This window comes from Anaeromonas frigoriresistens (assembly GCF_016820655.1).
In the GTDB taxonomy this organism is placed as follows: Bacteria; Bacillota; Clostridia; order Tissierellales; family SIT17; genus Anaeromonas; species Anaeromonas frigoriresistens.
In genome coordinates this window covers 37,622-59,688 of sequence record NZ_WSFT01000044.1, presented here as the reverse complement: position 1 = coordinate 59,688, position 22,067 = coordinate 37,622, and the positions used below count along the sequence as shown (strand labels likewise).

Here is a 22,067-nt window from a genome sequence, read left to right as displayed (position 1 = left end):
AATCAAGAGATTCTTTGTAATGGCTGGTTGTGATGGAAGAATGAAATCAAGAGATTATTATACTGAGTTTGCTGATAAACTTCCACAAGACACAGTTATTCTTACAGCTGGATGTGCAAAGTATAAATATAACAAGTTAGAATTAGGAGATATCGGTGGAATACCAAGAGTATTAGATGCAGGTCAATGTAATGATTCATATTCTTTAGCAGTAATAGCTCTGAAATTAAAAGAAGTATTTGAAATGAACGATATAAATGAATTGCCTATATCTTATAATATTGCATGGTATGAGCAAAAGGCTGTAATAGTACTTTTAGCTTTATTACATCTAGGAGTTAAAAATATACACTTAGGACCTACTTTACCAGCTTTCTTATCACCTAATGTTGCTAATGTATTGGTTGAGAACTTTGGTATTGCTGGAATTGGAGAAGTAGAAAGTGATATAGATATGTTCATGAATGGAAGAAAAGAATTAGCATAATAATATATAATAAAAGGAGTAGAAATTTCTACTCCTTTTATTATATCCAAAATTAGAGATAAAAAATAAGACCCGATTAATATCGGGTCCTACTTATTTAAATCATTTAATAATACTTCTACATCCATTCCATGAACCATAGCTGCTTGTTCTAGAGTTTCCATTTGACTAGAAGGGCAACCTATACATCCCATTCCATGACTCATTAGTATATTTGCTGCCTCAGGTTTAGTTCTTATTATTTCTGCTATTAACATATCTTTAGTGATCTCAGCCATTACTATACCTCCTTATTTAGAAATAATTTTATGTTTTAATACATTACTTTCAAATTTGAATTCATAGTTATAATCATTGTTAGCATTTTCAACAAATTTTTCAGTCCATATACTTCTTAAGTTATAGTATATATCAAGATCTCCATTTACTGATGTCCAATATTTTTTATGAAGACAATTTGTTACTTTCCATTCTAACTCATTAGCTTCTGTCTTAACTACATTATTTACATTGTCACAAGGCATTCCATCTAATATATAGTTGTTTAATGCCTTATATATATCAGGAGCACTTGAAACTTCGTATTTATCCTTAGCATCCTTTCCACATTCAGTACCTTGTCTTTCGAATTCTTTTTCAATAATACTAAAAGTTTCCCCTTGAAATTTAGTTAATACTGTAGTTACAAAATCAGCAAACCTTCCCTCTGCTATATTGATTCTATTTTGTAACCATCCATGAATATTATTTGTATCAATTAATTCTTCTAAAGGTTTATCTTCAAGGAAATCACCATACTTATTAAGAAAATAGTCATGGGTCTGAGTTATTTCCATTCCGTATTTTTGCTCTAAACTGTTTAATATGTTTTTTTCTAATTCCTCATGTAATGCTATTTTATTATATAGCCAATGATGAATTGGTCCTAAAAATCTACTCAATGTAATACCTCCTTTTGTATTTAATATAATTATACCCTCAATAAAATATTAAATAAGTGATTCGTATCACATTTTTTGCTTTTTTTCACTTTGTAGATATATATACCTGTGATAAACTTAAAAGAAATAAGGGTATAATTATATTATAGCTTAATAGAGAGGAGATATCATATGAAATATGAAGTAATCATATTTGATGCAGATGGAACATTGTTTGACTTTGAAAAGGCAGAGAGATATGCACTGGAGATGTCTATGAATCATTATAGGTATGAGTATGACGAAAAGAAGCATTTATCAAAATATAAAAAGCATAATAATGCAGTTTGGAATGATTTTGAGAAAGAAAGAATATCAGCAAAGGATTTAAAAATAGAAAGATTTCGAAGATTCTTTGAAGAAATGGGAATGTCTATAGATCCAAGTCCCTTTAGCCTTAAGTATATGGATTTCCTCAAAGAAGGTTCATTTTTATTAAAGGGAGCAGCTGAATTAGTAAGAGATTTACATAAAGATTTTAGGTTGGTAATGCTCACTAATGGACTATCGGCAGTGCAAAATGTGAGAATAAGAAATTCTTCTATAGCCCATTATTTTGAAGATATAATTATATCTGAAGAGGTAGGTGTTGCTAAGCCTAATACAAAAATATTTTCTCATACCTTAGAAAAAATAAAATATATTGATAAGGATAAAATTGTGATAATAGGAGATAGTCTAAAGTCAGATATAAAGGGTGGAAATGATTTTGGAATAGATACTATTTGGTATAATCCCAAAAAACAGGAAAATAAGACTGATATTATTTCAAGATATGAAGTAGAAACCTTTAAAGAATTGAAAGAGATGTTATATAAAAGATAGATTAGGATATATCCTAATCTATCTTTTATATAACTATATTAATTACCACTCTTTTTCAACTTTAATTTTATCAGAGATATTAATAGTAAGAGTATGGGTATTACTACTTGAAAGAATATAGCGAAATAAGGAAGTACCTCTCGTGCAGTATAAGCCATTTGTGGAGTAGAATCATAATACCACATAGCAAAGGGTACTAGAAATAAACCTACAGGGAGTACTACTGGCTTATAGTCATCTAATTTAAACAATTGTGTTATCCCTATTACAGTAGCAAAAACTAAAGCAACTATTTGAGCTCCTCCACTAACCAGTAAATTTATAGAAACAATTGGTTCTATAACAAGTTCGGGGACTAGACTCGCAACTGTATGGGTTGGATAAGAAGATCTAACCATTAAATTGTGACCTAGAACTAAAATATTTCGCAAAGTTACTATAACAAGAATAATTACTGCTATACCCATAGATAGAACTGAAGTTTTTAAAAGTTTTTTATTATCATTTAAAAAAGGAAAAATCATTAAAAAAACTACTGTTTCACCAAAGGGAAAGGTTAAAGTATAGAAACTCTCCTTAAGTATTGGTTTGATTCCATTTTCCATTATAGGATATATATTATCAAGTTTATATTTTGGGATAAGTAATAAGGTTGTAAGGAATATAAAAGTTAGAACTATAGGTATTGATATTTCTGCTAATCTACCAACTACTTCCATACCCTTTCTTATATCATAACTTACAATAATAAGTATAAGTAATAATATAAAAAATAAAGGAGTTCGAGTATAGTTCACTACAATCATATAGTCAGCTATTGTTCTAGCGATTATAGCTGCTAATTGGAGAAAATAATTGATATATAAAACAATAAAAATTGTACCAAAAAACTTACCAAAACAAAAATATATAATATCTACTAAAGTCCTTTGAGGATGTATTTTAGAAATGAATACATAAAGGCTAATAAGTATAATGCCTCCAATTCCAGAAATTAAAACTGGCATCCATGCATTTTGACCAACAACTTTTGAAGGAATTAATAGAATAAAATCCCCTATAATAAAACCTATAATTAGAGTGCCTAGTTGAAATGTTGATATTTTTTCTTTGGTTATCATCTAATCACCTCATTAAAAGAAAACTAATTATTTTATCCATCATTTTAGCAGGATTCATAAATCCTAAATCATATATCAGATTTATACATATAATAAAAGATCCAATGATAAAAAAGGATGTGACAATTAAATTTTTTTTCTTTTTATTTGAATGCTGAATATCAACATAAGTTAGCAATATTATTACTAAGTGTAGAAAGATTGTTATAAATAACTGCATAGAAATCCCTACTTTGAAATTATTGGACTACTAGTAAGTCCTGTTTTATTTATTTCGAAATCAACATTTATAGTTACATCCATTTTTGTAAATATCTCATCCCACTCTGATTCAATTTTTTTCCAATACTTTGGTTCTTGCCTTAATATTTGCTCAGATATGCCCAAAAAATCAGTTTTGATTTCTTTTTGTGCAATATTAATTATATTTTCCAATTCTGACTTGATTTTTTCTTCTGAGATTTGTTCTAATAAAAGCAGATTTTCTTCTGTATTTAAATTTTCACCACTTTCTTGCTCTGCCAAAACACCTTTGCTTTTAGTATTTATAAAAAGTTTTAAATCTTCACCTATTAACTTAGTTTCTAAATCAGTACTCAAACTTATCAGTTCTATTGAAACTCTTTTCTTAGGGTCACCAGGGTAAGGTTCTATTAATAAACCCGAATTGATATCTCCGTTAAATCCTGATATGAATTGTAAAGCTCTAGTTTCAATAGGGCCTAGCCAAGCTATAAGCTTATCTTCTTTAAATACTGCTCCCCCTTGTATTTTTGTATCTATTAATTCTTTAATTGTACTAGGTACTTTATTATTATTAGGTTGAATGACTCCTATAACTGAATTAAATCCTTTATTTCCAGTTCTGCTTAAAATATCAAAAATTGTAGCAGATATAAGTTTACTAGTAGTTTCACTATTATCCATTATTTGAGATATTTCAATTGCAGGTAAAGGCTCTAGGTCGCTTTCTAATTTCAATACATCTTCAGCACACATATCTTTTGATATTAATACTTGATGACTCAATCGAGTTTCTGGGTCTCTATCTATGAAATCTAGAAGAGGACTTAGCTCTTTTTTAGCTATATCCTCACAAATAACTATAACTCTATTATGACTAAAATAAGCTTTTCTACCAGTCTTTTTTAAATGCTCTCTTATTGCTTCAAAAATAGTATCTCCTTCAGCAGAAATAACCAAGTAAGGTTTTTCACTTTTATCTTTTCCATTTTGTTGAAGGGCTGAAGGTTTTACCAGTTGTAAAGTAACTTTGTATTCTTTATCTTGTCCTTTATCAATTCCCATTCCAACAACTAAAGTTTGTTTAGTGATATCCTTATTATCCCAACATCCTGTAATAGAGAGTAAAATTATAACTAATAATATAATTCTCTTTATCATATTAATCCTCTTTCTTTATATGATTAATCTTCATTCTATAGTATTTATCCTGGTTTGAAATTATAGATTTAGGTCTGGTAAACATCATCCACATTGGTGCTTTTATGAATGAGTCCTTTAAATCTTTTGTTATTAAAGGAGAAATAGGTGTTAAATAAGGAACACCAAAGGATCTTAAACTACAAAGATGAATTAAAAATAGTAACAATATAAATAAAATTCCTAAAAATCCAACTACATTAGCTGAAAGAAGAAATACTAATCTCATGATAGGTAAAGCAGCACTTATTGGTAAAGCCAAAAATGATGTGATAGCTGTAAGGGCTACTACTATAATCATGGGATTACTAACAAAACCCGCATTTACTGCTGCCTCTCCTAGTATTAAGGCACCAACTATACTTACTGCTTGACCTGAGGGTCTTGGCATTCTTACACCAGCTTCTTTTAAAAACTCAAATGCGGTAAGCATCAGAATAGACTCTGTCAAAGGACTAAAGGGTATACCTTCCCTAGAAGCCGATATAGATAGTAGTAACTCAAAAGGAATAAAATCTTTATGAAAATTTACTCCTGCCACATACAAAGCTGGTAGAAGTATTGATATAAGTAATGCTGAAAATCTTAATATTCGTATAATCATAGAAAGAATAGATCTAGAATAATAATCTTCTGATGTTTGTAATGATTCAATAAATAAATAAGGAACAGTAAGTACAAAGGGAGTACCATCTGTTATAATAGCTACTCTACCTTCTAATAGCTTTGAAGCTACTATATCCGGTTTTTCATTATTTCCAACTGTAGGGAATAATGAAAAAGTAGAATCTTGAATAAAATCTTCAATATATCCTGATTCCAAAATAGCATCAACATCTACTTTTTTTATTCTCCTTTTAACAGTTTTTAAAATATCTTCATTTACGATGCCATTTATATATGCTATACATATTTCTGTATTAGTTTGTTTACCTAATTTCATTGATTCAAAAACTAAATTAGGGTTTTTTATTCTTCTTCTAATTAATGTGATATTAGTTCTTAAGGATTCATTAAAACCTTCTTTAGAGCCTCTTATTGTAGTTTCGGTATCTGGAGTATCAATTTTTCTTACTTCAAAACCTTTTGAGCCTACTAAAATAGCCTCTGAAACTCCCTCTACAAAGACTACTGTATCTCCAGACACTAAGGAATCTATACAGTTTTCGATATATTTAGAATCTCCAATTTCTGCTGAATAGAGATATTTTTCCTTTATCTCTTCAATTATGTAATTATCTGGATTTGTTTTTTTATCATCCATCATAAGAGGTTGAATTACCTCTTTACTAATATTTTGAGTGTCCGCTAAACCATCAAAGTATGTTACCAACAATATCCTATTGTTGAACTTAACTCTTCTCATTTCAAAGTCACTAGACTCCCAGAGTACTGAGTTGAGAATAGAAGTTACTTTATCAATATTTGTTGGTATCCTAGTTTTTCCTTTAAAAGAATTATCATTTCCCTTTATTTGATCTTTTAAAGCTACTTTTTTTAAGAATCTATTAAATTTATTAAAAATAATAACACCCCCATTGTTATAATAGTGATAGTATTTGATTGAGAATAAAATTTATTCTGATAAAAGTAAATAAAATAAAGGATTTTAATTACTTTTATCGAATATACGTTCTATAATGGAGGTGTAATAATGAGTATTTCATTTATTCATACCGCGGATGTCCATATTGGTATGAAATTTACAAAAGGAAAAATAACTGGAGAACAAGGGAAGAACAGAAGAGACGAAATAATAGATACTTTTCTAAAAATTTTAGATAGATGTAAAGAAAGAAATGTGGATTATCTATTTATAGCAGGAGATCTTTTTGAGGATGAGTTATGCTCTATAGCAGAATTAAAAATAATTAATGATAGATTTAAGTTGTTATATAAAACAAAGGTAATTATGATTACAGGGAATCATGATTATTTAAATGAAAAGTCATTATACAAATTGATAGATTGGAATGAAAATGTATATATATTAGATTATAATGAAATAGATAAATTAAGCTTTGAAGAAGATAATATTGATATATGGGGTGTTAGTTGGCAAGAAAAAGAAAAGGGAAAACAAGATTTTTCTAAAATAGATTTAGATATAAATAAATTTAATGTTTTACTTCTTCATGGAGATATTTTCGATAAAAACTCTAAATATTTACCCATTGATAGAAAAGATATTGATAAGTTTGGATTTGATTATATTGGATTGGGACATATACATAAGCATCAATATATAACTGACAGTATATGTTATCCTGGGAGTCCTGAGCCATTAGATTTCGGAGAATTAGGAGAACATGGAGTTATAGAAGGTTTAATAGACGATAAGGGATTAACAACTAAGTTCATTCCTATAAGTAAAAGAAAGTATAATATTATTAATATAGAAATTAATGAAAAAATGAGTTATAATTCTATCTTGGCTAGGATATTAGATATAGAATCTGAAGAGGTAAGAAAAAAAAATTTTTTCCGTATAATTATAAAAGGGTATATAGATCGAGATATAAAAGATAAGATTATTGATATAGAATCTAAATTAGATAATGAGTTTTATTTTATACAAATAATAGATAAAACTGAACCAGACTATGATATAAATCAATTATTACTTGAAAATGAAAATAATATAATAGGAGAATTCATTAAAGAGATGATCGAGAATGATTTAAATGATGAGGTCATGAATAGAGGCTTATATATTGGGTTGGAAGAATTACTTAGGGAGAAGGTGAAGCTAAAATGATAATTGAAGAGCTTATCATTCTTTCTTTTGGTAAATTCAATGGCAAAAATATTAAATTATCTGATGGATTAAATCTTATTTATGGTGATAACGAAGCAGGTAAGAGTACTATCCATAAGTTTATAGAAGGTATGTTATATGGTTTTAATAAGAAATATACAAAAACTAAGAGATATACTGAGGATTATGAAAAGTATTTTCCATGGAATAATAACCAATATAAAGGAGTATTAAAATATTCTTATGATAATGAAATTTATAGAATTGAGCGTAACTTTGAAAAAGGTAATGATGAAGTAGCAGTTTTTGATGAGGAAACTGGAGAAGAACTTACTCACATGTACGAATATAATCCTGTTGCTAGAGTAATAGAACCTACATCTTTACATTTTGGAATTAATAAAAGTATTTATCAAAATACTATAAGTATTGCTCAATTAGAGAGTAAAACTGATAGTAATTTTGCCAAAGAGGTAAAGGATAACTTAATAAATCTGGGGGGAACTTTAGATAATGAAATATCGATTAAAAATGTAATAGAAAGGTTAGAAAAGAGAATAAATGATATTGGTACAAAAAATAGGTTAAAAACTTCTCCCTATGGAAAGATTATTGAAGAATTAAATAAACTAAGTAAACAAAGGGATAAATCCCATAAAATGTTTGAAGAAACTAAGGAGTTTCAGTATAAAATCAATGAATTAAAAAAAGAACTAAATGAATTAGTAAGAAAAAAGGATAAATTAGAAAAAGATATATATAAATATAGATGTAAAGAAATAAATGATAAATATATAAAAGCTAAGGGTTTATTAAAAGAAATTGATTCTCTACATAAACAATCCTATAAGTTAAGAAGGTTTAAGGATATTAAAATAAAGGATTATGGTGACATAATAAAACATGAAAATAGTGTTGAAACAATAGTTGAGAATATGTCTAGAATTGAAGAAAATATATCTTTAATTCAACAAAAGTTAGATGATGTAAACTCTCAACTAGATCAAAAAAATATCCTGATTGAAAATATTAATTATAAAGAAAAACTTACTATATATGAGAAACTAAAAAACAAGAAAAAGATAAATAAATTACTCCTCTTATTTTCTACTATAAGTATAGTAATAGGATTAGTTTTAGGTTACTCGTATAATTATATATTTTATTTTTTATCAGTTTTTATGGTGTTTTCAGATCTATATTTAGTTATTAAAACCAAAAGTATCAATTGTTCAATTATAGATAAAAAAGTTATATTAGACGAATTGGAGAATGAAAAAATTAAAAAAAACAATGAATTAAGGGATACAGAGCGATTTCTACAAAATCAATTACTTGAAAAAAATACAGAAATACAAAGATTAAAGACTAAATTAAATGAAGAGAATATGGGTATTAAATTCATATTAAGTAAAAATAAATTTGACGATGTAGATGAACTAAAATTGGGAATAGAAAAGAAAAGATTATATGAAGAAATAATTAATAGAATTAATTATCAAAGAGAAATATTAAGTAATATTTTGATGAAGGAAACTATTGAAGAATTAGAAGAGAAAATGAAAGAATGCAATAAAGTTTCCTTAGACGATATAGATATTGAAGAGGATATTGTAGAAAAGTTGAATGTTATAAAAGAGAACATTGTAAACAAAGATAAAGAGATATCTAACCTAGAAGAAAAAATTAATACTATGAATTCATTATTTAGGCCTATTCAAGAGATAGATGAAGAAATATCTATAAAACAGGAAATGATAGATAAATATGAAAATGAACTTAACTCTATTGAGATTGCTAAAGCTACTATAGAGAAAATATCAAAAAATATTCATCGAGATTTTGCTCCTAAACTAAACAAAAAAGTGTCTCAAATAATTAGTGATATTACCCATGGAAAATATAAAGAAATTAAAATAACTGAGAATTTAGAAATGAAAATTGTAGATCAAAATAATAATCTTATAGATATTGAATCTTTGAGCTATGGAACTATAGATCAAATATATTTCTCCCTTAGATTTGGGATTATTGATATAATAAAAGAAGATAAAAATATTCCTCTTATATTAGATGATTGTTTTATACAATATGACGATCAAAGGTTATCAAATATATTAGACTATATATATGAACAGTCTATGGATAGACAAATAATCTTATTTACATGTCAAAAGAGGGAACAAAAAATACTGAATGATAAAAAATATAGTTTCAACTATATTGAAATTTAAATGAAATACTGAGGTGAAAGAATGGCTATATATGGTATTGCTGATTTACATTTAGACCCTATAGGTGATAAACCTATGGATGTATTTAGTGATAAATGGATAAATCATGAAGAGAATATATTCAATAACTGGATAAATAAAATCACTGATGATGATATTGTATTAATTCCAGGAGATATTAGTTGGGCATTGAAGCTAAAAGATGCACTTATAGACTTGAAAAAAATAGAGAAACTGCCAGGTTATAAAATAATAGGCAAGGGTAATCATGATTATTGGTGGGAGACAAAGTCAAAACTTGATAAGCTAGGATTAGAGGATATTCACTTTTTATATAATGATGGTTATAAGTATAAAAATTTCGGTATAGCAGGGACTAGGGGATGGTGCCCAAAGGATAGTGATGAGTTTAAGGAAAAAGATATTAAAATATTTGATAGAGAATTAAATAGATTAAAATTATCTTTAGAAAAAATAAAGGATATTGATAGAAAAATAGTAATGATTCATTATCCACCCTTTAATTCTGATGGAGCCCCTAATGAGTTCACCCATATTATGAAAGAATACAATGTGGAAATATGTGTTTATGGTCATTTACATGCAGAAGGACATAAGCATGTAAAAGAAGGTATGTATAATGGAATAAATTATATATGTATAGCTAGTGATTTTATCGATTTTGATCCTATTAAAATTTTAGATTAAAGGACTATTAGGTCCTTTTTTCTTCATATTTGGAGTACAATTGAACATCTAAAATTCCAGTAGTTAGAATAATTGCTTGTTCTATATTGGATAAGTTATATATACCTTTTTTATTTAGTGTGTTATTTAACCAGTTTTCATCTTTTTTTATAGCATAAAGGTTATGATTTACAATACTACCGTTCTTCACTAAAATTAGTGGTAGCTGAACACTACTGGTATAAGGCGTGAATTTTTTTGGTTTTATTATAAAGATTATTAATGATATAAGGAAAAATATCAATACTAATTTAATCATGGCTATACCTCCCATGGTTATTATTGTCTCATTTTATATTATTATTCAAAGGAGTGAATCTATGTGTAATGAACTTGAAGTAAAGGTGTTAGGTATTAATAAAGAACAAATGGAAGAAAAATTAAGCAAAATTGGTGCTATAAAAGTTAAGAATGAACACCAAAAGAATACAATAGTAGATACTAAGGATAATATGATTGAAAAAAAACATAATGGATATTTAAGAGTAAGAGAAACAACAGATAATGTTAATTATAATAAATCTATAAAAGTAACATTAAAGAAAATATTATCTGAAGATAGCTATCGTAAAAATAAAGAGATAGAATCCTCTATAGATAATCCGGAAGCTATACTAGAAATCTTTAATACATTAGGGCTGGAAACTAAATATATAGGATATAAAGAAAGAATCTCTTATAAATATAATGATATTCTTTTTGAGATTGATACATGGGATAAAGATACATATCCAGAAACATATATGGAGATAGAAATACAAAAATCTGAGGATTTAGATAGAGCTATTGAATTATTGGATTTAGACAGAAAGTATATTACTACAAAGTCTATATCAGAACTAAGAAAAGAAAAAGAAATGAAATAGATCCTTAGTATTCACCTTTATTAATAATAAGCATACTATATTTGTATGAGAAATTATTTAAAGAATAGAGGTGAATATTATTGAATGATAAATTGTCTATCACCACTGAAGAACCCTCTTTTCCCAAGCTTTTAGGAATTATGGTTCCTATCCTTTTATTGTTGACGAAAGATAATAATTTTAAATTGGACATTAAAAAATTGAATCTAGATAGAGATTTTGAAAACCAAGTGCAAATGATGAGGGGTATAAAAGGATATTTTTCTGAAGATCAACAGGTTATTTTATCAAAAATTCAAGATGTTTTTGATGTTTTAAATAAAGTTAATAGAATACGATTAGACAAATACGATGGAGTAATACAAAGTCAGAGTAGTTTAGCACCTATAGACAAAAGAGAAAAAATCCTAGCAGAAATAGGAAGATATAGTGATGGTAAGAATAAAGAACTTATAGATAAAGTAGTTGATACAAAAAGAAATATGTTCAAAACTAAAAATAATATTGAAAACCATAGACAGCTAGTACAAAGTCAATCAATGAGTACATTAGAGTCAATTGTACTATTTATGAATTGCTTTAAGCCTATATTAAGGGATGATATGAATAAAAAGGTAAAAAAAGTTGAGAAAGTTATAGAAGCATTAACTATCCCTTATGAAAATATGTAAGATGATATCATATATACTTTGAGAGACCTTGGGTCTCTTTTTATTTATAGTGAAATTTGATTATAATTTGATTATAAGAGATAATTAAAGTAATAATGTGGTTATTCTATGAGGAGGTATATAATGAAAGTTGGGTTATGTCAAATGAAAGTTCAAGAAGAGAAGAAAAAAAATCTATTGAAAGCAAAACAACTGATTAATGAAGCCTCAGAATTAGGGGCAGATATTATAATCTTACCAGAAATGTTTAATTGTCCCTACGATAATACTTTTTTTGAAGAATATAGTGAGAATGAGAAAAATAGTAAGACATTGAAATTCATTTCTAATATTGCTCAAGAAATAAGTAAATATATAATTGCTGGTTCAATTCCAGAGAATGAGGATGGCAAGGTATATAATACTAGCTATGCCTTTGATAGGGAAGGAAACATAATAGCAAAACATAGAAAGGTACATTTGTTTGATATTGATGTAAAAGGTGGAGTTACTTTTAAAGAATCTGATGTTTTGAGTAGAGGTAATGAGTATACTGTATTTGAAACAGAGTACTGCAAGATAGGACTACAAATATGTTATGATATTAGATTTCCTGAATTATCAAGACTTATGGTAGAAGAGGGAGCAAAACTTATAATCACCCCAGCCTCATTTAATATGACCACTGGACCAGCTCATTGGAAGGATTTATTTAAGGTTAGAGCTCTTGATAATCAAGTATATACTCTTGGGTGCAGTGGGGCCTTAAATAAGGAGGCATCGTATAACTCTTATGGACATTCAATCATTGTAAGTCCATGGGGAGATATAATTAACAATTTAGAATTTGAAGAAGGAATTATAATTGAAGAAATTGATTTAGATAAAATAAATGAAATTAGAGAGCAACTTCCTTTATTGAAACATAGAAGGTTAGATTTATATGGAGTTGTAGATAAAAGGGATTAGACTTTAAAGTCTAATCCCTTACTTATTTATTCGGCGGTTCTATCTCTTTCTTTAAATAATAGAGTAATACAATATAGTCCTGCTAAGCCTACTAAACCGTATACTACTCTACTTAAAAAAGCAGATTGACCACCAAATAAAGAAGCCACTAGGTCAAATTGGAATAATGCAATTAATCCCCAATTTAACGCTCCTATAATGACAAGAATTAGAGCAAATCTGTCCATTATATACCTCCTTAAATACAATTGAGTTTTGTTTATCAATAGTATTGCTGTTATTTGTATTTATTATACATTTGATTAAATTATTATAAACTCAGAGATTGTAACTTTATAAAATTAATTGAATATTATAAAGTGAGTAAAAATAAAAAAACACTTAAAAAGGGTGGTAAATATGTATTATGAGATAAATAATTATCCTTATGGATATAATACTTCTTATGCGAGAGTATTACATGCTTCTCCTGATGCTCCAGGTGTAGATGTATATTTAAATAATGCTTTAATTGCAAGAAATCTAACTTATCAAAATTTTACAGAGTATTTACCTTTAATGGAAGGTAGATATAATGTTAAAGTATTTGCAACAGGTACTACATCTAATCCAGTTATTGATACTGTAGTAAATATAATGCCTGATTCAGATTATACTATTGCAGCTACAGGATTCTTAAAGGATATACAACCTTTAGTTATAAATGATACATCTGCTAGAATTTCACCTAATATGTCTCAAGTGAAATTTGTTCATTTAGTACCAGATGCTCCCAGGGTAGATGTAACATTACCTGATGGTAAAAAGCTATTTAAAAATATAGCTTTTAGAGAGGTAAGTAAAAAACTATTAGTAGACCCTGGAAAATACACAATCCAAGTTAGAGTTGCAGGAACTGATAATATAGTATTAACAGTTCCAAATGTAATGTTAAAGCCAGGTAAATATTATACAATATATGCAGTAGGGACAGTTGGCGGTAATAAGCCACTACAAGCTCTTATTGCACTAGACAAAGCATCCTATTGAAAGAATAAAAAAACAAGGATAATCTATTGATTATCCTTGTTTTGCATTTGACTCATAAAAGCCATAGCCATTTCTAAACCCTTTACTAGCTCTGTTTCAATTTTTTCTTTAGACTCCTCTTCTTTTCCTTCTAATACTGTTACTCTACAGATGTTTTTACCGATTTCTAATGTTTTAAAGTCTTCTCCTAATATGGACTTTAATCCGTCTAATATCATCTTTTTACTTTCTTTTTCTAGTAAATATGATTCATATTGATTTTGTACTGAAATCAATATTCTTTTTTCTTCATCAAGTTTTATGTATTTTAAAAAATAATTTAATGTATCCATATTAACCTCCATTATTATTATATTAGTTAATAAAAATTTTATAATAATTTAGAAAAAAATTCAATAAACAAATTTTTATGGATTAATATGATTTTTTTGCTTTACTTAAAAATAGATTCTAATGGAAAAATAATAAAGAAAAATATTGGAGGTGATTTAATGACTTTAACAAATTCATTAAAATTAGACCAAATAAGTGATATGGAATTACAAAACATAAGAGAAATAGTGAATAGTCATCAAGTTATGATTAGTAAATTTAACGAATATTCAAGCAAATGTCAAGATCCACAAATACAACAAATGTTTTCTCAATCGGCTCAATCGGCTCAACAGACTGTTAATATTTTAATACAATCACTATAAGAAGGAGGATATCTATGAAAGAAAAAGATATGGTAAATGATGTACTATCTATGACTAAAGCAAGTATAGGAGCATACACTAATGCTATTGCTGCTACATCGAATATGGAACTTAGAACGTCATTAGAGCAATTAAGAAATGAAGCTGAACAATTTCAATATGAATTAGGTAAAATAGCAAATCAAAAAGGATACTACCCATCTCCAGAAATAGCAAATCATCAAGATAGACAACAAATCAAAAATAAATTAACCCAAGGAACTATGTCATAAAAAGAGGAAATATTCCTCTTTTTTTATTGTTTTCTTGACATCAACGAATATATGTTCTATCTTATATGTATGAGGAGATGGAGGGAATAGCATGAGAAAGAAATTTAAATTAGAGATTATAAGTGATAATTTAGCAGAAGAAATGTGGGGAGAAATTAAAAAAAAGAAAACTATAACAAATGGAGTTATAGTTTATAAGTGTAAATATTATTCTGGAGTGATATTCAATGATAAAGAATTTAATATAGATCAAAACCTAAAACGAAAAATAAGTCCCATGATATTGATTGAAACATATAATTATAGGGGGAAAAAATATGTAATTGAAAGAACAAACAATAAAGAAAAAATACCAGAAAAATTAGAAAGTAAGTTTGTGAATAAAAGGTATGATGAAAGAATATCTGTATTTGCATTAACTGAGGATTTTATTAAATTATTTAAGTACTATCATAGAGATATATTAAAAAAAATATATAGAAAGAAATTAGATAGAAAAGCTCGTAAATATAAATCTGAAAATGGTTTTATTAATAATGAGATAAAAGAATCAATCAAATATCTTTCTTTAAAAGCTCCTGAATTTTTAAAAAATAAAGATAAAAATGAAGCAATGAAATTTTTAGATAAAAAATTAGATGAAGCCCTTGATAAATTACACATAGATGGTACTAAAATTGATATTGATGTAGAACTTATGAAAGATAGATATAAACAGCGGCGAGAGTTAATAAAATAAAGGATTCAATCATAAATAGATTGAGTCCTTTATTTTATGTATTTATTATTGCAATTTAGAGATAATATTTTAATAAAAGAATAAGTGGAAAACGTTTATTCTGAGCTTGTCAAATTTGACAATATTCATTTGTTTTGTTACCATAAATAACCGTATGCTAAGTGATCGAAAAATGAGAAAAATTAGGAGGAGTCAAATGTCATTAATTGAAGTTAAGGACTTATATAAAGTATTTGGACATAAACCTAAAAAGGTATTTCCTTTATTAGAAAAAGGCATGTCTAAAGATGAAATTTTAAATAAAACGGGAAATACGATCGGAATTAATAATGCCAGTTTTGAAGTCGAAAAAGGTGAGTTTTTTGTAGTAATGGGTTTATCCGGAAGTGGTAAATCTACATTGATACGTTGTCTAAATAGATTGATTGAGCCAACAGCTGGACAAATATTGATAGATGGAGAGGATATTGTAAAAGCTGATAAAGATAATCTAAGGGACATACGAAGAAAGAAAATTTCAATGGTATTTCAACATTTTGGTCTATTTCCCCATAGAACTGTATTAGATAATGTAGAATATGGATTAGAAATACAGGGAGTAGATCCTGAAGAAAGAACAAAAAAAGCCATGGAATCTATTAAACTTGTGGGGTTAAAGGGATATGAAAATAGTATGCCTAATGAGTTGAGTGGTGGTATGCAACAGAGAGTAGGGCTAGCTAGAGCTTTAGCTAATGATCCAGATGTTTTACTTATGGATGAAGCCTTCAGTGCTTTAGATCCACTTATTAGAAAAGAAATGCAAGATGAGCTTTTAGATTTACAATCAAAAATGCATAAGACAATTATTTTTATCACCCATGATTTAGATGAAGCTTTAAAGTTAGGGGATAGAATTGCTGTAATGAAAGACGGTAAGATCGTTCAAATAGGGACAGCTGAAGATATATTGACCAATCCTGCCAATGACTATGTTAAAGAATTTGTTCAGGATGTGGATAGATCAAGGGTTGTAACAGCGGAAGCTATAATGAGAAAGCCTGAAGCTCTAATATCTTCTAAGGATGGTCCTAGAGTAGCAATTAGGAAGATGAAAGAAAATGAATTTAGTAGTGTTTATGTGACTGATAAGAATAAAAAATTATTAGGAATAGTTACAATTGAAGATGCAAGTAAAGCTATAGAAAAAGGACAAAAATCATTGGATGAAATATTAATAAGAGATGTTCCTAGAGCCACTCCTCAACAGCAGATAATTGATTTGTTACCAATGGCTAAGACGGCAGATTATCCTATTGCAGTAACAGATAAAGAAGATCACTTGTTAGGTATTATAGTAAGAGCATCTATTATATTAGGAATAGTAGGGGAGGAGGCTTAAGATGTTTAAATTTCATATAGGATCATATTTTGAAGATTTTGTATTATGGCTTAAAGATAATTTCGATTTTATATTCGACTTTATTAAAAATATATTAGAAGGATCTATTGACGGGTTAGAAGCATTATTAAATTTCTTGCCTAGCATAGTTTTAATATTATTAATTGGATTACTTGCATGGAAAGTAACTTCTAAAGGTGTGGCAATATTTACTATACTAGGATTACTTTTAATTGATGCTATGGAGCTATGGCAAGCTACAATATCTACACTAGCTTTAGTATTGAGTTCATCTTTAATTACATTATTGATAGGTATCCCTTTAGGTATTCTAGCTTCTAAAAATGATAGGTTTGATAGAATATTACGACCTATACTTGACTTCATGCAGACTATGCCTGCATTTGTATATCTTATACCAGCAGTTTTATTTTTTAGTTTAGGTAAGGTGCCAGGAGCATTTGCAACAATAATATTCTCTATGCCCCCGGTTGTTAGACTTACTAATCTAGCTATAAGACAAGTACCTACAGAAGTAGTTGAAGCAGCTAGATCTTTTGGATCTACATCAAAACAAATGTTATTTAAAGTACAGTTGCCTATTGCATTACCAACTATTCTAGCAGGTATCAATCAAACAATTATGCTAGCTTTATCTATGGTAGTAATATCTGCAATGATAGGTTCTGGTGGATTAGGGAAAGTAGTTCTACGAGGTATACAAGAGTATAAAATAGGTTTAGGTTTTGAGGGTGGAGTAGCTGTAGTAATACTAGCCATGATATTAGATAGAATAACCCAAGGATTTGGGGATTTAAATAAAAACAAATAAAATTAGGAGGTAGATTATGAAGAAATTAGGAAGTATATTATTAGTTATTTTATTGGCGATGAGTTTAGTGTTAACAGCATGTGGTGAAGATACTAATGATTCGGAAGGTACTAATGATTCAAATAATGAGAGTAAAGGTGAAGTTAAGTTTGGAGTAGTAAATTGGGCGGAAGGAATTGCAATGACAAGTTTAGCAGAAGTAGTGCTAGAAGAGAAAATGGGATATGATGTAGAATCGACAACAGCTGAGCCTGGACTTATATTTACATCAGTTGCTGAAGGGGATTATGATGCATTTTTAGATGCATGGTTACCTTTAACTCATCAAAGTTATATGGATAAGTTTGGAGAGAAGATTGATGATTTAGGATATAATTATGAAGGAGCAAAGATCGGTTTAGTAGTACCTTCTTATGTTGATGTGGATAGTATAGAAGAATTAAATGAAAACAAAGATCAGTTTGAAGGAAAAATAGTTGGGATTGGTTCTGGAGCTGGAATAATGAAAGCAACAGAAAATGCAATTGAAGAATATGATTTAGATTATGAGCTTATGGAAAGTAGTGGACCAGTTATGACTGCTGAACTAGCAAGCTCAATAGATAACGAAGAACCTGTAATTGTAACAGGATGGAAACCTCACTGGAAATTTGCTAGATATGATTTAAAATTCTTAGAAGATAGTAAGAAAATATATGGAGAATCTGAAAATATTCATACGATTGCTAGAAAAGGGCTTAAAGAAGATATGCCAGAGGTTGCTCAATTCTTAGAGAATTTTAATATGAATGACCAAGAATTAGGTTCATTAATGGGACAAATAGCAGATAGTGATAAAGAACCTACAGAAATAGCTAAAAAATGGATGAATGAGAATGAAGATTTAGTGAATAGCTGGTTACCAGAAAGTAAATAGTAATTCTTAATAGACTAGATAAATTTATCTAGTCTATTAATTTTAATAAGGTTAATTATTAATTGAATAATAATTAACAATGACAGAAGTGTAACTTGATTTTTAGGAAAGAATAGTATATCCTTTATGTAGAAAATACAATATTTTAGATATGTGAAAATTTATTTTAATATGGAGGTGCCATTATGAAAAAATTTCTTATTACAGGAGCTTTAGGACAAATAGGATCTGAGTTAACTATGGAATTAAGAAAACGTTATGGTAATGAAAATGTAGTAGCCAGTGGACTTAGAAAGGAAGATTCAATAGTAGTAGAATCTGGTCCTTTTGAAATCGTTGACATAGCTAACTATGATCAAGTTGCTGAGGCAGTTAAAAAGCATGATATAGACTGGATAATAAATCTAGCTGCTATATTATCTGCAGTAGGAGAACAAAAACCAAGCTTGGCATGGGAAGTTAATATGAATGGTTTATTTAATATATTAGAAGTAGCGAGAGAGCATAAATGTGCAGTATTTACACCAAGTTCTATAGCAGCCTTTGGTCCAAATACTCCAAAAGATGATACACCACAAGATACAATCCAGAGACCAAATACTATGTATGGAGTAACTAAAGTAGCTGGAGAGTTATTATGTGATTATTACTATGAGAAGTTTGGAGTAGATACTAGAGGTGTTAGATTCCCAGGTTTAATATCCTATGCAACCCTTCCAGGTGGCGGAACTACTGACTATGCAGTACATATTTATTATGATGCTTTACAAAAAGGAGAATTTACTTGTCCATTAGATCAAGATACTTATATGGATATGATGTATATGCCAGATGCAATAAATGCAATTATTGATTTAATAGAAGCTGATGGATCAAAGCTTAAGCATAGAAATGCATTTAATGTAACTGCAATGAGCTTTAATCCAGAAGGAATATTTAATTCTATTAAAAAACACATCCCAGATTTCACTATGGATTATGATGTAAACCCTACACTACAAAAGATTGCTAATTCATGGCCAAATTCTTTAGATGATTCAGCAGCTAAGGAAGAATGGGGCTGGAATCCACAATATGATTTGGATGCAATGACAAAAGATATGTTAGAAAAATTGAAAGAAAAATTGAACATAGAGAAATAATAAAAATGAGGCCTTAAGGCCTCATTTTTATTATTTGTTTTCTATATAATATATTCCTGTAGTATTTTTACCACAATGACTTGATATAACACATCCTGCTTCTATAAGTATAATTTCTTTAAATAAATTATTTTTTTCTAATTTATTTTTTAAGTACAATGAATCTTCCAATGATATTGATTCACCGATTATTATTCTATCTAAATCAATATGGTTTTTATTTTTAAGAATATGACTTAATACTAGATCTAAAGCTTTCTTTTTTTTACCTCTTGGTTTCTGACCAAGGATGATTTTACCTTCACTTACTTTTATGATTGGTTTAACTTTGAAAAATCCACCTACTAAACTTTGGATGCTATTACAACGTCCACCTTTATACAGAAAATCAAAGGTATCCACTATAAAAGATGTTCTAATCATAGGAATAGTATTGTTTATTTCATCAACTATTTTATCACTAGACATTCCCAAATGAATGAGGTCATTTGCTTTTAATAATAAGAGACCGATACCTGCAGAAAGGTTTTTGGAATCTATAATATGTATATTAGCATCCTCAAACTCTTCAGCAGCTAATTTAGCATTTTGTATCGTTGAGGATAATTCAGATGACAGTCCAATATATATTATATCGTCTCCTCTTTCTACAAAGGGTTTAAAAGCATCATAGAAGTCCCTAGGGGATGGTGCAGAAGTTTTAGGTAGTGCATTTAATTCATCCACTTTGTTATATAACTCTTTTGTTTTAATATCAACGCCATCTTTAAAAGATTTTTCATTAAAAACTACGTACAAAGGTATTATAGAGATATCATATTTATTTAATATATCTATTGATAAATCACAAGTACTATCTGAAAACAGTTTAATATTATTCATTAATTTACTCCTTTCATTACATGAGTCAAAATATAAGGTCATATATATATATTACTAAATATACATTAATTTATAAAGCAAAATCACAATATAATCTAATTATAAGAGTTAACTGTAGATTTTTTAGTATATTATGAGAAATTGTCTTTATTTAAATCCATATTATTTATAACAAATTTCAAAATAATATGGTATCATATAATTAATATTATAATAATGAAAAGGGGCATTAGAATGAAAATAATATCAGATAGTTGCTGTGATTTAAATACAGAACTAAAAAAACAATTAGATATAGAATTAGTTCCTCTTACCATACGAATTGGTAATCAAGAGTTTTTAGATGATGAGAGCTTAGATACAAAAGAATTATTAAAAGTAATGAAAAATAATGAAGATTCTCCTAAAACAGCAAGTCCTTCTCCGGGGAGCTTTATAGAGAAATATAAGAAAAATGACAAAAGTTTTGTTGTTACTTTATCATCGGCTTTAAGTAGTACATATAATCATGCAATGATGGCAAAGAATATGATACTGGAAGAAGCGGGAAATAAATTCATTCACGTTTTTGATTCTGTTAGTGCTGCTGCAGGAGAAACACTGATTTGTATTAAATTAAATGAATTGATAAATAAAGGATTACATGAAAGTGAAATAATAGAAAAGACTAATGAATACATAGGAGAAATGAAGACGTTTTTTGTTTTAGAATCTTTAGACAATTTAATAAAGGCAGGAAGAATGAGTAAAATACAAGGGAAGTTAGCATCGGCCCTTTCTATAAAACCTATTATGGGTTCTACAGATGATGGTAATATTAGATTAGTTAAAAAAGTTAGAGGTATTAATAAAGCTTTGAGTAAATTAGTAGATGTAATAGGAGAAGAAGAAAATAGTTGTAAATTTGAAGAAAAAGTATTAGGCATAACTCATGTGAATTGTAAAGAGAGGGCAGAAAAACTAAAAGAAGATATAATGAATCAATATAGTTTTAAAGACATTATCATTGTAGAAGCTGGAGGAATAAGCTCTGTATATGCAAATGATGGTGGAATAGTTTTAGCCTTTTAAAAGTCATAAATTATGTTTATGACTT

General features: G+C 28.1%; 25 protein-coding genes and 1 pseudogene. 17 read left to right on the top strand and 9 right to left on the bottom strand.

Translation table 11 applies throughout. The annotated features are described in order from the left end of the window. Window positions 1-487: pseudogene (locus tag GOQ27_RS12410) on the top strand (hydroxylamine reductase); the annotation flags it as partial. Between the two features lie 89 nt (window positions 488-576). Here GOQ27_RS12410 and GOQ27_RS12405 read toward each other — a convergent pair. Both GOQ27_RS12405 and GOQ27_RS12400 read right to left on the bottom strand, forming a co-directional pair. Further along, window positions 577-765 carry a DUF1858 domain-containing protein gene (locus tag GOQ27_RS12405; RefSeq protein ID WP_203367188.1) on the bottom strand — a complete coding sequence of 63 codons (189 nt, stop codon included), beginning with the start codon at window positions 763-765 and terminating at the stop codon, window positions 577-579. Between the two features lie 12 nt (window positions 766-777). Next, window positions 778-1,428: a hypothetical protein gene (locus tag GOQ27_RS12400; RefSeq protein WP_203367187.1), complete on the bottom strand. Its 651-nt coding sequence runs from the start codon at window positions 1,426-1,428 to the stop codon at window positions 778-780. Window positions 1,429-1,599: 171 nt separating this feature from the next. Here GOQ27_RS12400 and GOQ27_RS12395 point away from each other — a divergent pair, with 171 nt between their 5' ends. Further along, the gene (locus tag GOQ27_RS12395; protein ID WP_203367186.1) at window positions 1,600-2,292 is read left to right on the top strand and encodes a YjjG family noncanonical pyrimidine nucleotidase; all 693 of its coding nucleotides are present in this window, start codon (window positions 1,600-1,602) and stop codon (window positions 2,290-2,292) included. A gap of 38 nt (window positions 2,293-2,330) precedes the next feature. Here the strand turns inward: GOQ27_RS12395 and GOQ27_RS12390 are convergent, their stop codons facing one another. The 3 genes from GOQ27_RS12390 to GOQ27_RS12380 form a co-directional block, all read right to left on the bottom strand. After that, entirely contained in the window at window positions 2,331-3,413 is a 1,083-nt protein-coding gene (locus tag GOQ27_RS12390) for a GerAB/ArcD/ProY family transporter (RefSeq protein WP_203367185.1), read from the bottom strand. Between the two features lie 228 nt (window positions 3,414-3,641). Then, window positions 3,642-4,817 carry a Ger(x)C family spore germination protein gene (locus GOQ27_RS12385; RefSeq protein WP_203367184.1) on the bottom strand — a complete coding sequence of 392 codons (1,176 nt, stop codon included), beginning with the start codon at window positions 4,815-4,817 and terminating at the stop codon, window positions 3,642-3,644. Between the two features lies 1 nt (window position 4,818). Next, entirely contained in the window at window positions 4,819-6,261 is a 1,443-nt protein-coding gene (locus GOQ27_RS12380; RefSeq protein ID WP_350445917.1) for a spore germination protein, read from the bottom strand. Window positions 6,262-6,510: 249 nt separating this feature from the next. Here GOQ27_RS12380 and GOQ27_RS12375 point away from each other — a divergent pair, with 249 nt between their 5' ends. Genes GOQ27_RS12375 through GOQ27_RS12365 form a run of 3 tightly spaced genes read left to right on the top strand, consistent with a single transcriptional unit; the run spans window position 6,511 to window position 10,556 of the window. After that, the gene (locus GOQ27_RS12375; RefSeq protein WP_203367182.1) at window positions 6,511-7,614 is read left to right on the top strand and encodes a metallophosphoesterase family protein; all 1,104 of its coding nucleotides are present in this window, start codon (window positions 6,511-6,513) and stop codon (window positions 7,612-7,614) included. After that, a complete protein-coding gene (locus GOQ27_RS12370) occupies window positions 7,611-9,848 on the top strand; it encodes an ATP-binding protein (RefSeq protein ID WP_203367181.1) in 2,238 nt (745 codons plus the stop codon). Before GOQ27_RS12375 ends, GOQ27_RS12370 begins: the two co-directional genes overlap by 4 nt. Window positions 9,849-9,869: 21 nt before the next feature. Then, the gene (locus GOQ27_RS12365; protein ID WP_203367180.1) at window positions 9,870-10,556 is read left to right on the top strand and encodes a metallophosphoesterase; all 687 of its coding nucleotides are present in this window, start codon (window positions 9,870-9,872) and stop codon (window positions 10,554-10,556) included. Window positions 10,557-10,563: 7 nt separating this feature from the next. Here GOQ27_RS12365 and GOQ27_RS12360 read toward each other — a convergent pair whose 3' ends face one another. Next, the gene (locus GOQ27_RS12360) at window positions 10,564-10,854 is read right to left on the bottom strand and encodes a YetF domain-containing protein (RefSeq protein WP_203367179.1); all 291 of its coding nucleotides are present in this window, start codon (window positions 10,852-10,854) and stop codon (window positions 10,564-10,566) included. A gap of 61 nt (window positions 10,855-10,915) precedes the next feature. On the opposite strand from GOQ27_RS12360, the gene GOQ27_RS12355 reads away from it, so the two are divergent. The 3 genes from GOQ27_RS12355 (at window position 10,916) to GOQ27_RS12345 (ending at window position 13,080) form a co-directional block, all read left to right on the top strand. Further along, a complete protein-coding gene (locus GOQ27_RS12355) occupies window positions 10,916-11,461 on the top strand; it encodes a class IV adenylate cyclase (protein WP_203367178.1) in 546 nt (181 codons plus the stop codon). A gap of 80 nt (window positions 11,462-11,541) precedes the next feature. After that, window positions 11,542-12,132 (top strand): hypothetical protein, encoded by a 591-nt coding sequence (locus GOQ27_RS12350; protein WP_203367177.1) that lies wholly within the window; start codon window positions 11,542-11,544, stop codon window positions 12,130-12,132. 123 nt (window positions 12,133-12,255) lie between these two features. Continuing rightward, a complete protein-coding gene (locus GOQ27_RS12345) occupies window positions 12,256-13,080 on the top strand; it encodes a carbon-nitrogen hydrolase family protein (RefSeq protein WP_252187837.1) in 825 nt (274 codons plus the stop codon). 26 nt (window positions 13,081-13,106) lie between these two features. On the opposite strand, the gene GOQ27_RS12340 is transcribed toward GOQ27_RS12345, so the two are convergent. Continuing rightward, a complete protein-coding gene (locus tag GOQ27_RS12340) occupies window positions 13,107-13,307 on the bottom strand; it encodes a DUF378 domain-containing protein (protein ID WP_203367175.1) in 201 nt (66 codons plus the stop codon). 172 nt (window positions 13,308-13,479) lie between these two features. On the opposite strand from GOQ27_RS12340, the gene GOQ27_RS12335 reads away from it, so the two are divergent. Beyond that, window positions 13,480-14,109, top strand: a complete 630-nt coding sequence (locus GOQ27_RS12335; protein WP_203367174.1) for a DUF4397 domain-containing protein — start codon at window positions 13,480-13,482, stop codon at window positions 14,107-14,109. 23 nt (window positions 14,110-14,132) lie between these two features. On the opposite strand, the gene GOQ27_RS12330 is transcribed toward GOQ27_RS12335, so the two are convergent. After that, the gene (locus tag GOQ27_RS12330; RefSeq protein ID WP_203367173.1) at window positions 14,133-14,441 is read right to left on the bottom strand and encodes a hypothetical protein; all 309 of its coding nucleotides are present in this window, start codon (window positions 14,439-14,441) and stop codon (window positions 14,133-14,135) included. Window positions 14,442-14,600: 159 nt separating this feature from the next. On the opposite strand from GOQ27_RS12330, the gene GOQ27_RS12325 reads away from it, so the two are divergent. From GOQ27_RS12325 to GOQ27_RS12295, 7 genes are all read left to right on the top strand, one after another. Beyond that, entirely contained in the window at window positions 14,601-14,807 is a 207-nt protein-coding gene (locus GOQ27_RS12325) for a hypothetical protein (protein WP_203367172.1), read from the top strand. 14 nt (window positions 14,808-14,821) lie between these two features. Next, window positions 14,822-15,079 carry a spore coat protein gene (locus GOQ27_RS12320; RefSeq protein WP_203367171.1) on the top strand — a complete coding sequence of 86 codons (258 nt, stop codon included), beginning with the start codon at window positions 14,822-14,824 and terminating at the stop codon, window positions 15,077-15,079. 91 nt (window positions 15,080-15,170) lie between these two features. Then, window positions 15,171-15,818: a hypothetical protein gene (locus GOQ27_RS12315; RefSeq protein WP_203367170.1), complete on the top strand. Its 648-nt coding sequence runs from the start codon at window positions 15,171-15,173 to the stop codon at window positions 15,816-15,818. A 196-nt stretch (window positions 15,819-16,014) separates the two neighbouring features. After that, the gene (locus tag GOQ27_RS12310; RefSeq protein ID WP_203367169.1) at window positions 16,015-17,199 is read left to right on the top strand and encodes a quaternary amine ABC transporter ATP-binding protein; all 1,185 of its coding nucleotides are present in this window, start codon (window positions 16,015-16,017) and stop codon (window positions 17,197-17,199) included. A gap of 1 nt (window position 17,200) precedes the next feature. After that, window positions 17,201-18,031 (top strand): ABC transporter permease, encoded by an 831-nt coding sequence (locus GOQ27_RS12305; RefSeq protein WP_203367168.1) that lies wholly within the window; start codon window positions 17,201-17,203, stop codon window positions 18,029-18,031. 16 nt (window positions 18,032-18,047) lie between these two features. Then, window positions 18,048-18,947, top strand: coding sequence for a glycine betaine ABC transporter substrate-binding protein (locus GOQ27_RS12300; RefSeq protein ID WP_203367167.1), 900 nt, complete (start codon window positions 18,048-18,050; stop codon window positions 18,945-18,947). A 185-nt stretch (window positions 18,948-19,132) separates the two neighbouring features. Further along, on the top strand, window positions 19,133-20,089 hold the full coding sequence (locus GOQ27_RS12295; RefSeq protein WP_203367166.1) for an L-threonine 3-dehydrogenase: 957 nt from the start codon (window positions 19,133-19,135) through the stop codon (window positions 20,087-20,089). A 30-nt stretch (window positions 20,090-20,119) separates the two neighbouring features. Here the strand turns inward: GOQ27_RS12295 and GOQ27_RS12290 are convergent, their stop codons facing one another. Further along, window positions 20,120-20,971 carry a DegV family protein gene (locus tag GOQ27_RS12290; protein WP_203367165.1) on the bottom strand — a complete coding sequence of 284 codons (852 nt, stop codon included), beginning with the start codon at window positions 20,969-20,971 and terminating at the stop codon, window positions 20,120-20,122. A 234-nt stretch (window positions 20,972-21,205) separates the two neighbouring features. Between GOQ27_RS12290 and GOQ27_RS12285 the strand changes: the two genes are divergently transcribed. Then, the gene (locus tag GOQ27_RS12285) at window positions 21,206-22,042 is read left to right on the top strand and encodes a DegV family protein (protein WP_252187836.1); all 837 of its coding nucleotides are present in this window, start codon (window positions 21,206-21,208) and stop codon (window positions 22,040-22,042) included. Window positions 22,043-22,067 lie beyond the last annotated feature (25 nt).

Coding starts and splice junctions, on each gene's coding strand:
- GOQ27_RS12405 (WP_203367188.1), bottom strand. CDS start 765: ATGGCTGAGATCACTAAAGATATGTTAATAGCAGAAATAATAAGAACT.
- GOQ27_RS12395 (WP_203367186.1), top strand. CDS start 1,600: ATGAAATATGAAGTAATCATATTTGATGCAGATGGAACATTGTTTGAC.
- GOQ27_RS12390 (WP_203367185.1), bottom strand. CDS start 3,413: ATGATAACCAAAGAAAAAATATCAACATTTCAACTAGGCACTCTAATT.
- GOQ27_RS12385 (WP_203367184.1), bottom strand. CDS start 4,817: ATGATAAAGAGAATTATATTATTAGTTATAATTTTACTCTCTATTACA.
- GOQ27_RS12375 (WP_203367182.1), top strand. CDS start 6,511: ATGAGTATTTCATTTATTCATACCGCGGATGTCCATATTGGTATGAAA.
- GOQ27_RS12370 (WP_203367181.1), top strand. CDS start 7,611: ATGATAATTGAAGAGCTTATCATTCTTTCTTTTGGTAAATTCAATGGC.
- GOQ27_RS12365 (WP_203367180.1), top strand. CDS start 9,870: ATGGCTATATATGGTATTGCTGATTTACATTTAGACCCTATAGGTGAT.
- GOQ27_RS12360 (WP_203367179.1), bottom strand. CDS start 10,854: ATGATTAAATTAGTATTGATATTTTTCCTTATATCATTAATAATCTTT.
- GOQ27_RS12355 (WP_203367178.1), top strand. CDS start 10,916: ATGTGTAATGAACTTGAAGTAAAGGTGTTAGGTATTAATAAAGAACAA.
- GOQ27_RS12345 (WP_252187837.1), top strand. CDS start 12,256: ATGAAAGTTGGGTTATGTCAAATGAAAGTTCAAGAAGAGAAGAAAAAA.
- GOQ27_RS12340 (WP_203367175.1), bottom strand. CDS start 13,307: ATGGACAGATTTGCTCTAATTCTTGTCATTATAGGAGCGTTAAATTGG.
- GOQ27_RS12335 (WP_203367174.1), top strand. CDS start 13,480: ATGTATTATGAGATAAATAATTATCCTTATGGATATAATACTTCTTAT.
- GOQ27_RS12330 (WP_203367173.1), bottom strand. CDS start 14,441: ATGGATACATTAAATTATTTTTTAAAATACATAAAACTTGATGAAGAA.
- GOQ27_RS12325 (WP_203367172.1), top strand. CDS start 14,601: ATGACTTTAACAAATTCATTAAAATTAGACCAAATAAGTGATATGGAA.
- GOQ27_RS12320 (WP_203367171.1), top strand. CDS start 14,822: ATGAAAGAAAAAGATATGGTAAATGATGTACTATCTATGACTAAAGCA.
- GOQ27_RS12315 (WP_203367170.1), top strand. CDS start 15,171: ATGAGAAAGAAATTTAAATTAGAGATTATAAGTGATAATTTAGCAGAA.
- GOQ27_RS12310 (WP_203367169.1), top strand. CDS start 16,015: ATGTCATTAATTGAAGTTAAGGACTTATATAAAGTATTTGGACATAAA.
- GOQ27_RS12305 (WP_203367168.1), top strand. CDS start 17,201: ATGTTTAAATTTCATATAGGATCATATTTTGAAGATTTTGTATTATGG.
- GOQ27_RS12300 (WP_203367167.1), top strand. CDS start 18,048: ATGAAGAAATTAGGAAGTATATTATTAGTTATTTTATTGGCGATGAGT.
- GOQ27_RS12295 (WP_203367166.1), top strand. CDS start 19,133: ATGAAAAAATTTCTTATTACAGGAGCTTTAGGACAAATAGGATCTGAG.
- GOQ27_RS12290 (WP_203367165.1), bottom strand. CDS start 20,971: ATGAATAATATTAAACTGTTTTCAGATAGTACTTGTGATTTATCAATA.
- GOQ27_RS12285 (WP_252187836.1), top strand. CDS start 21,206: ATGAAAATAATATCAGATAGTTGCTGTGATTTAAATACAGAACTAAAA.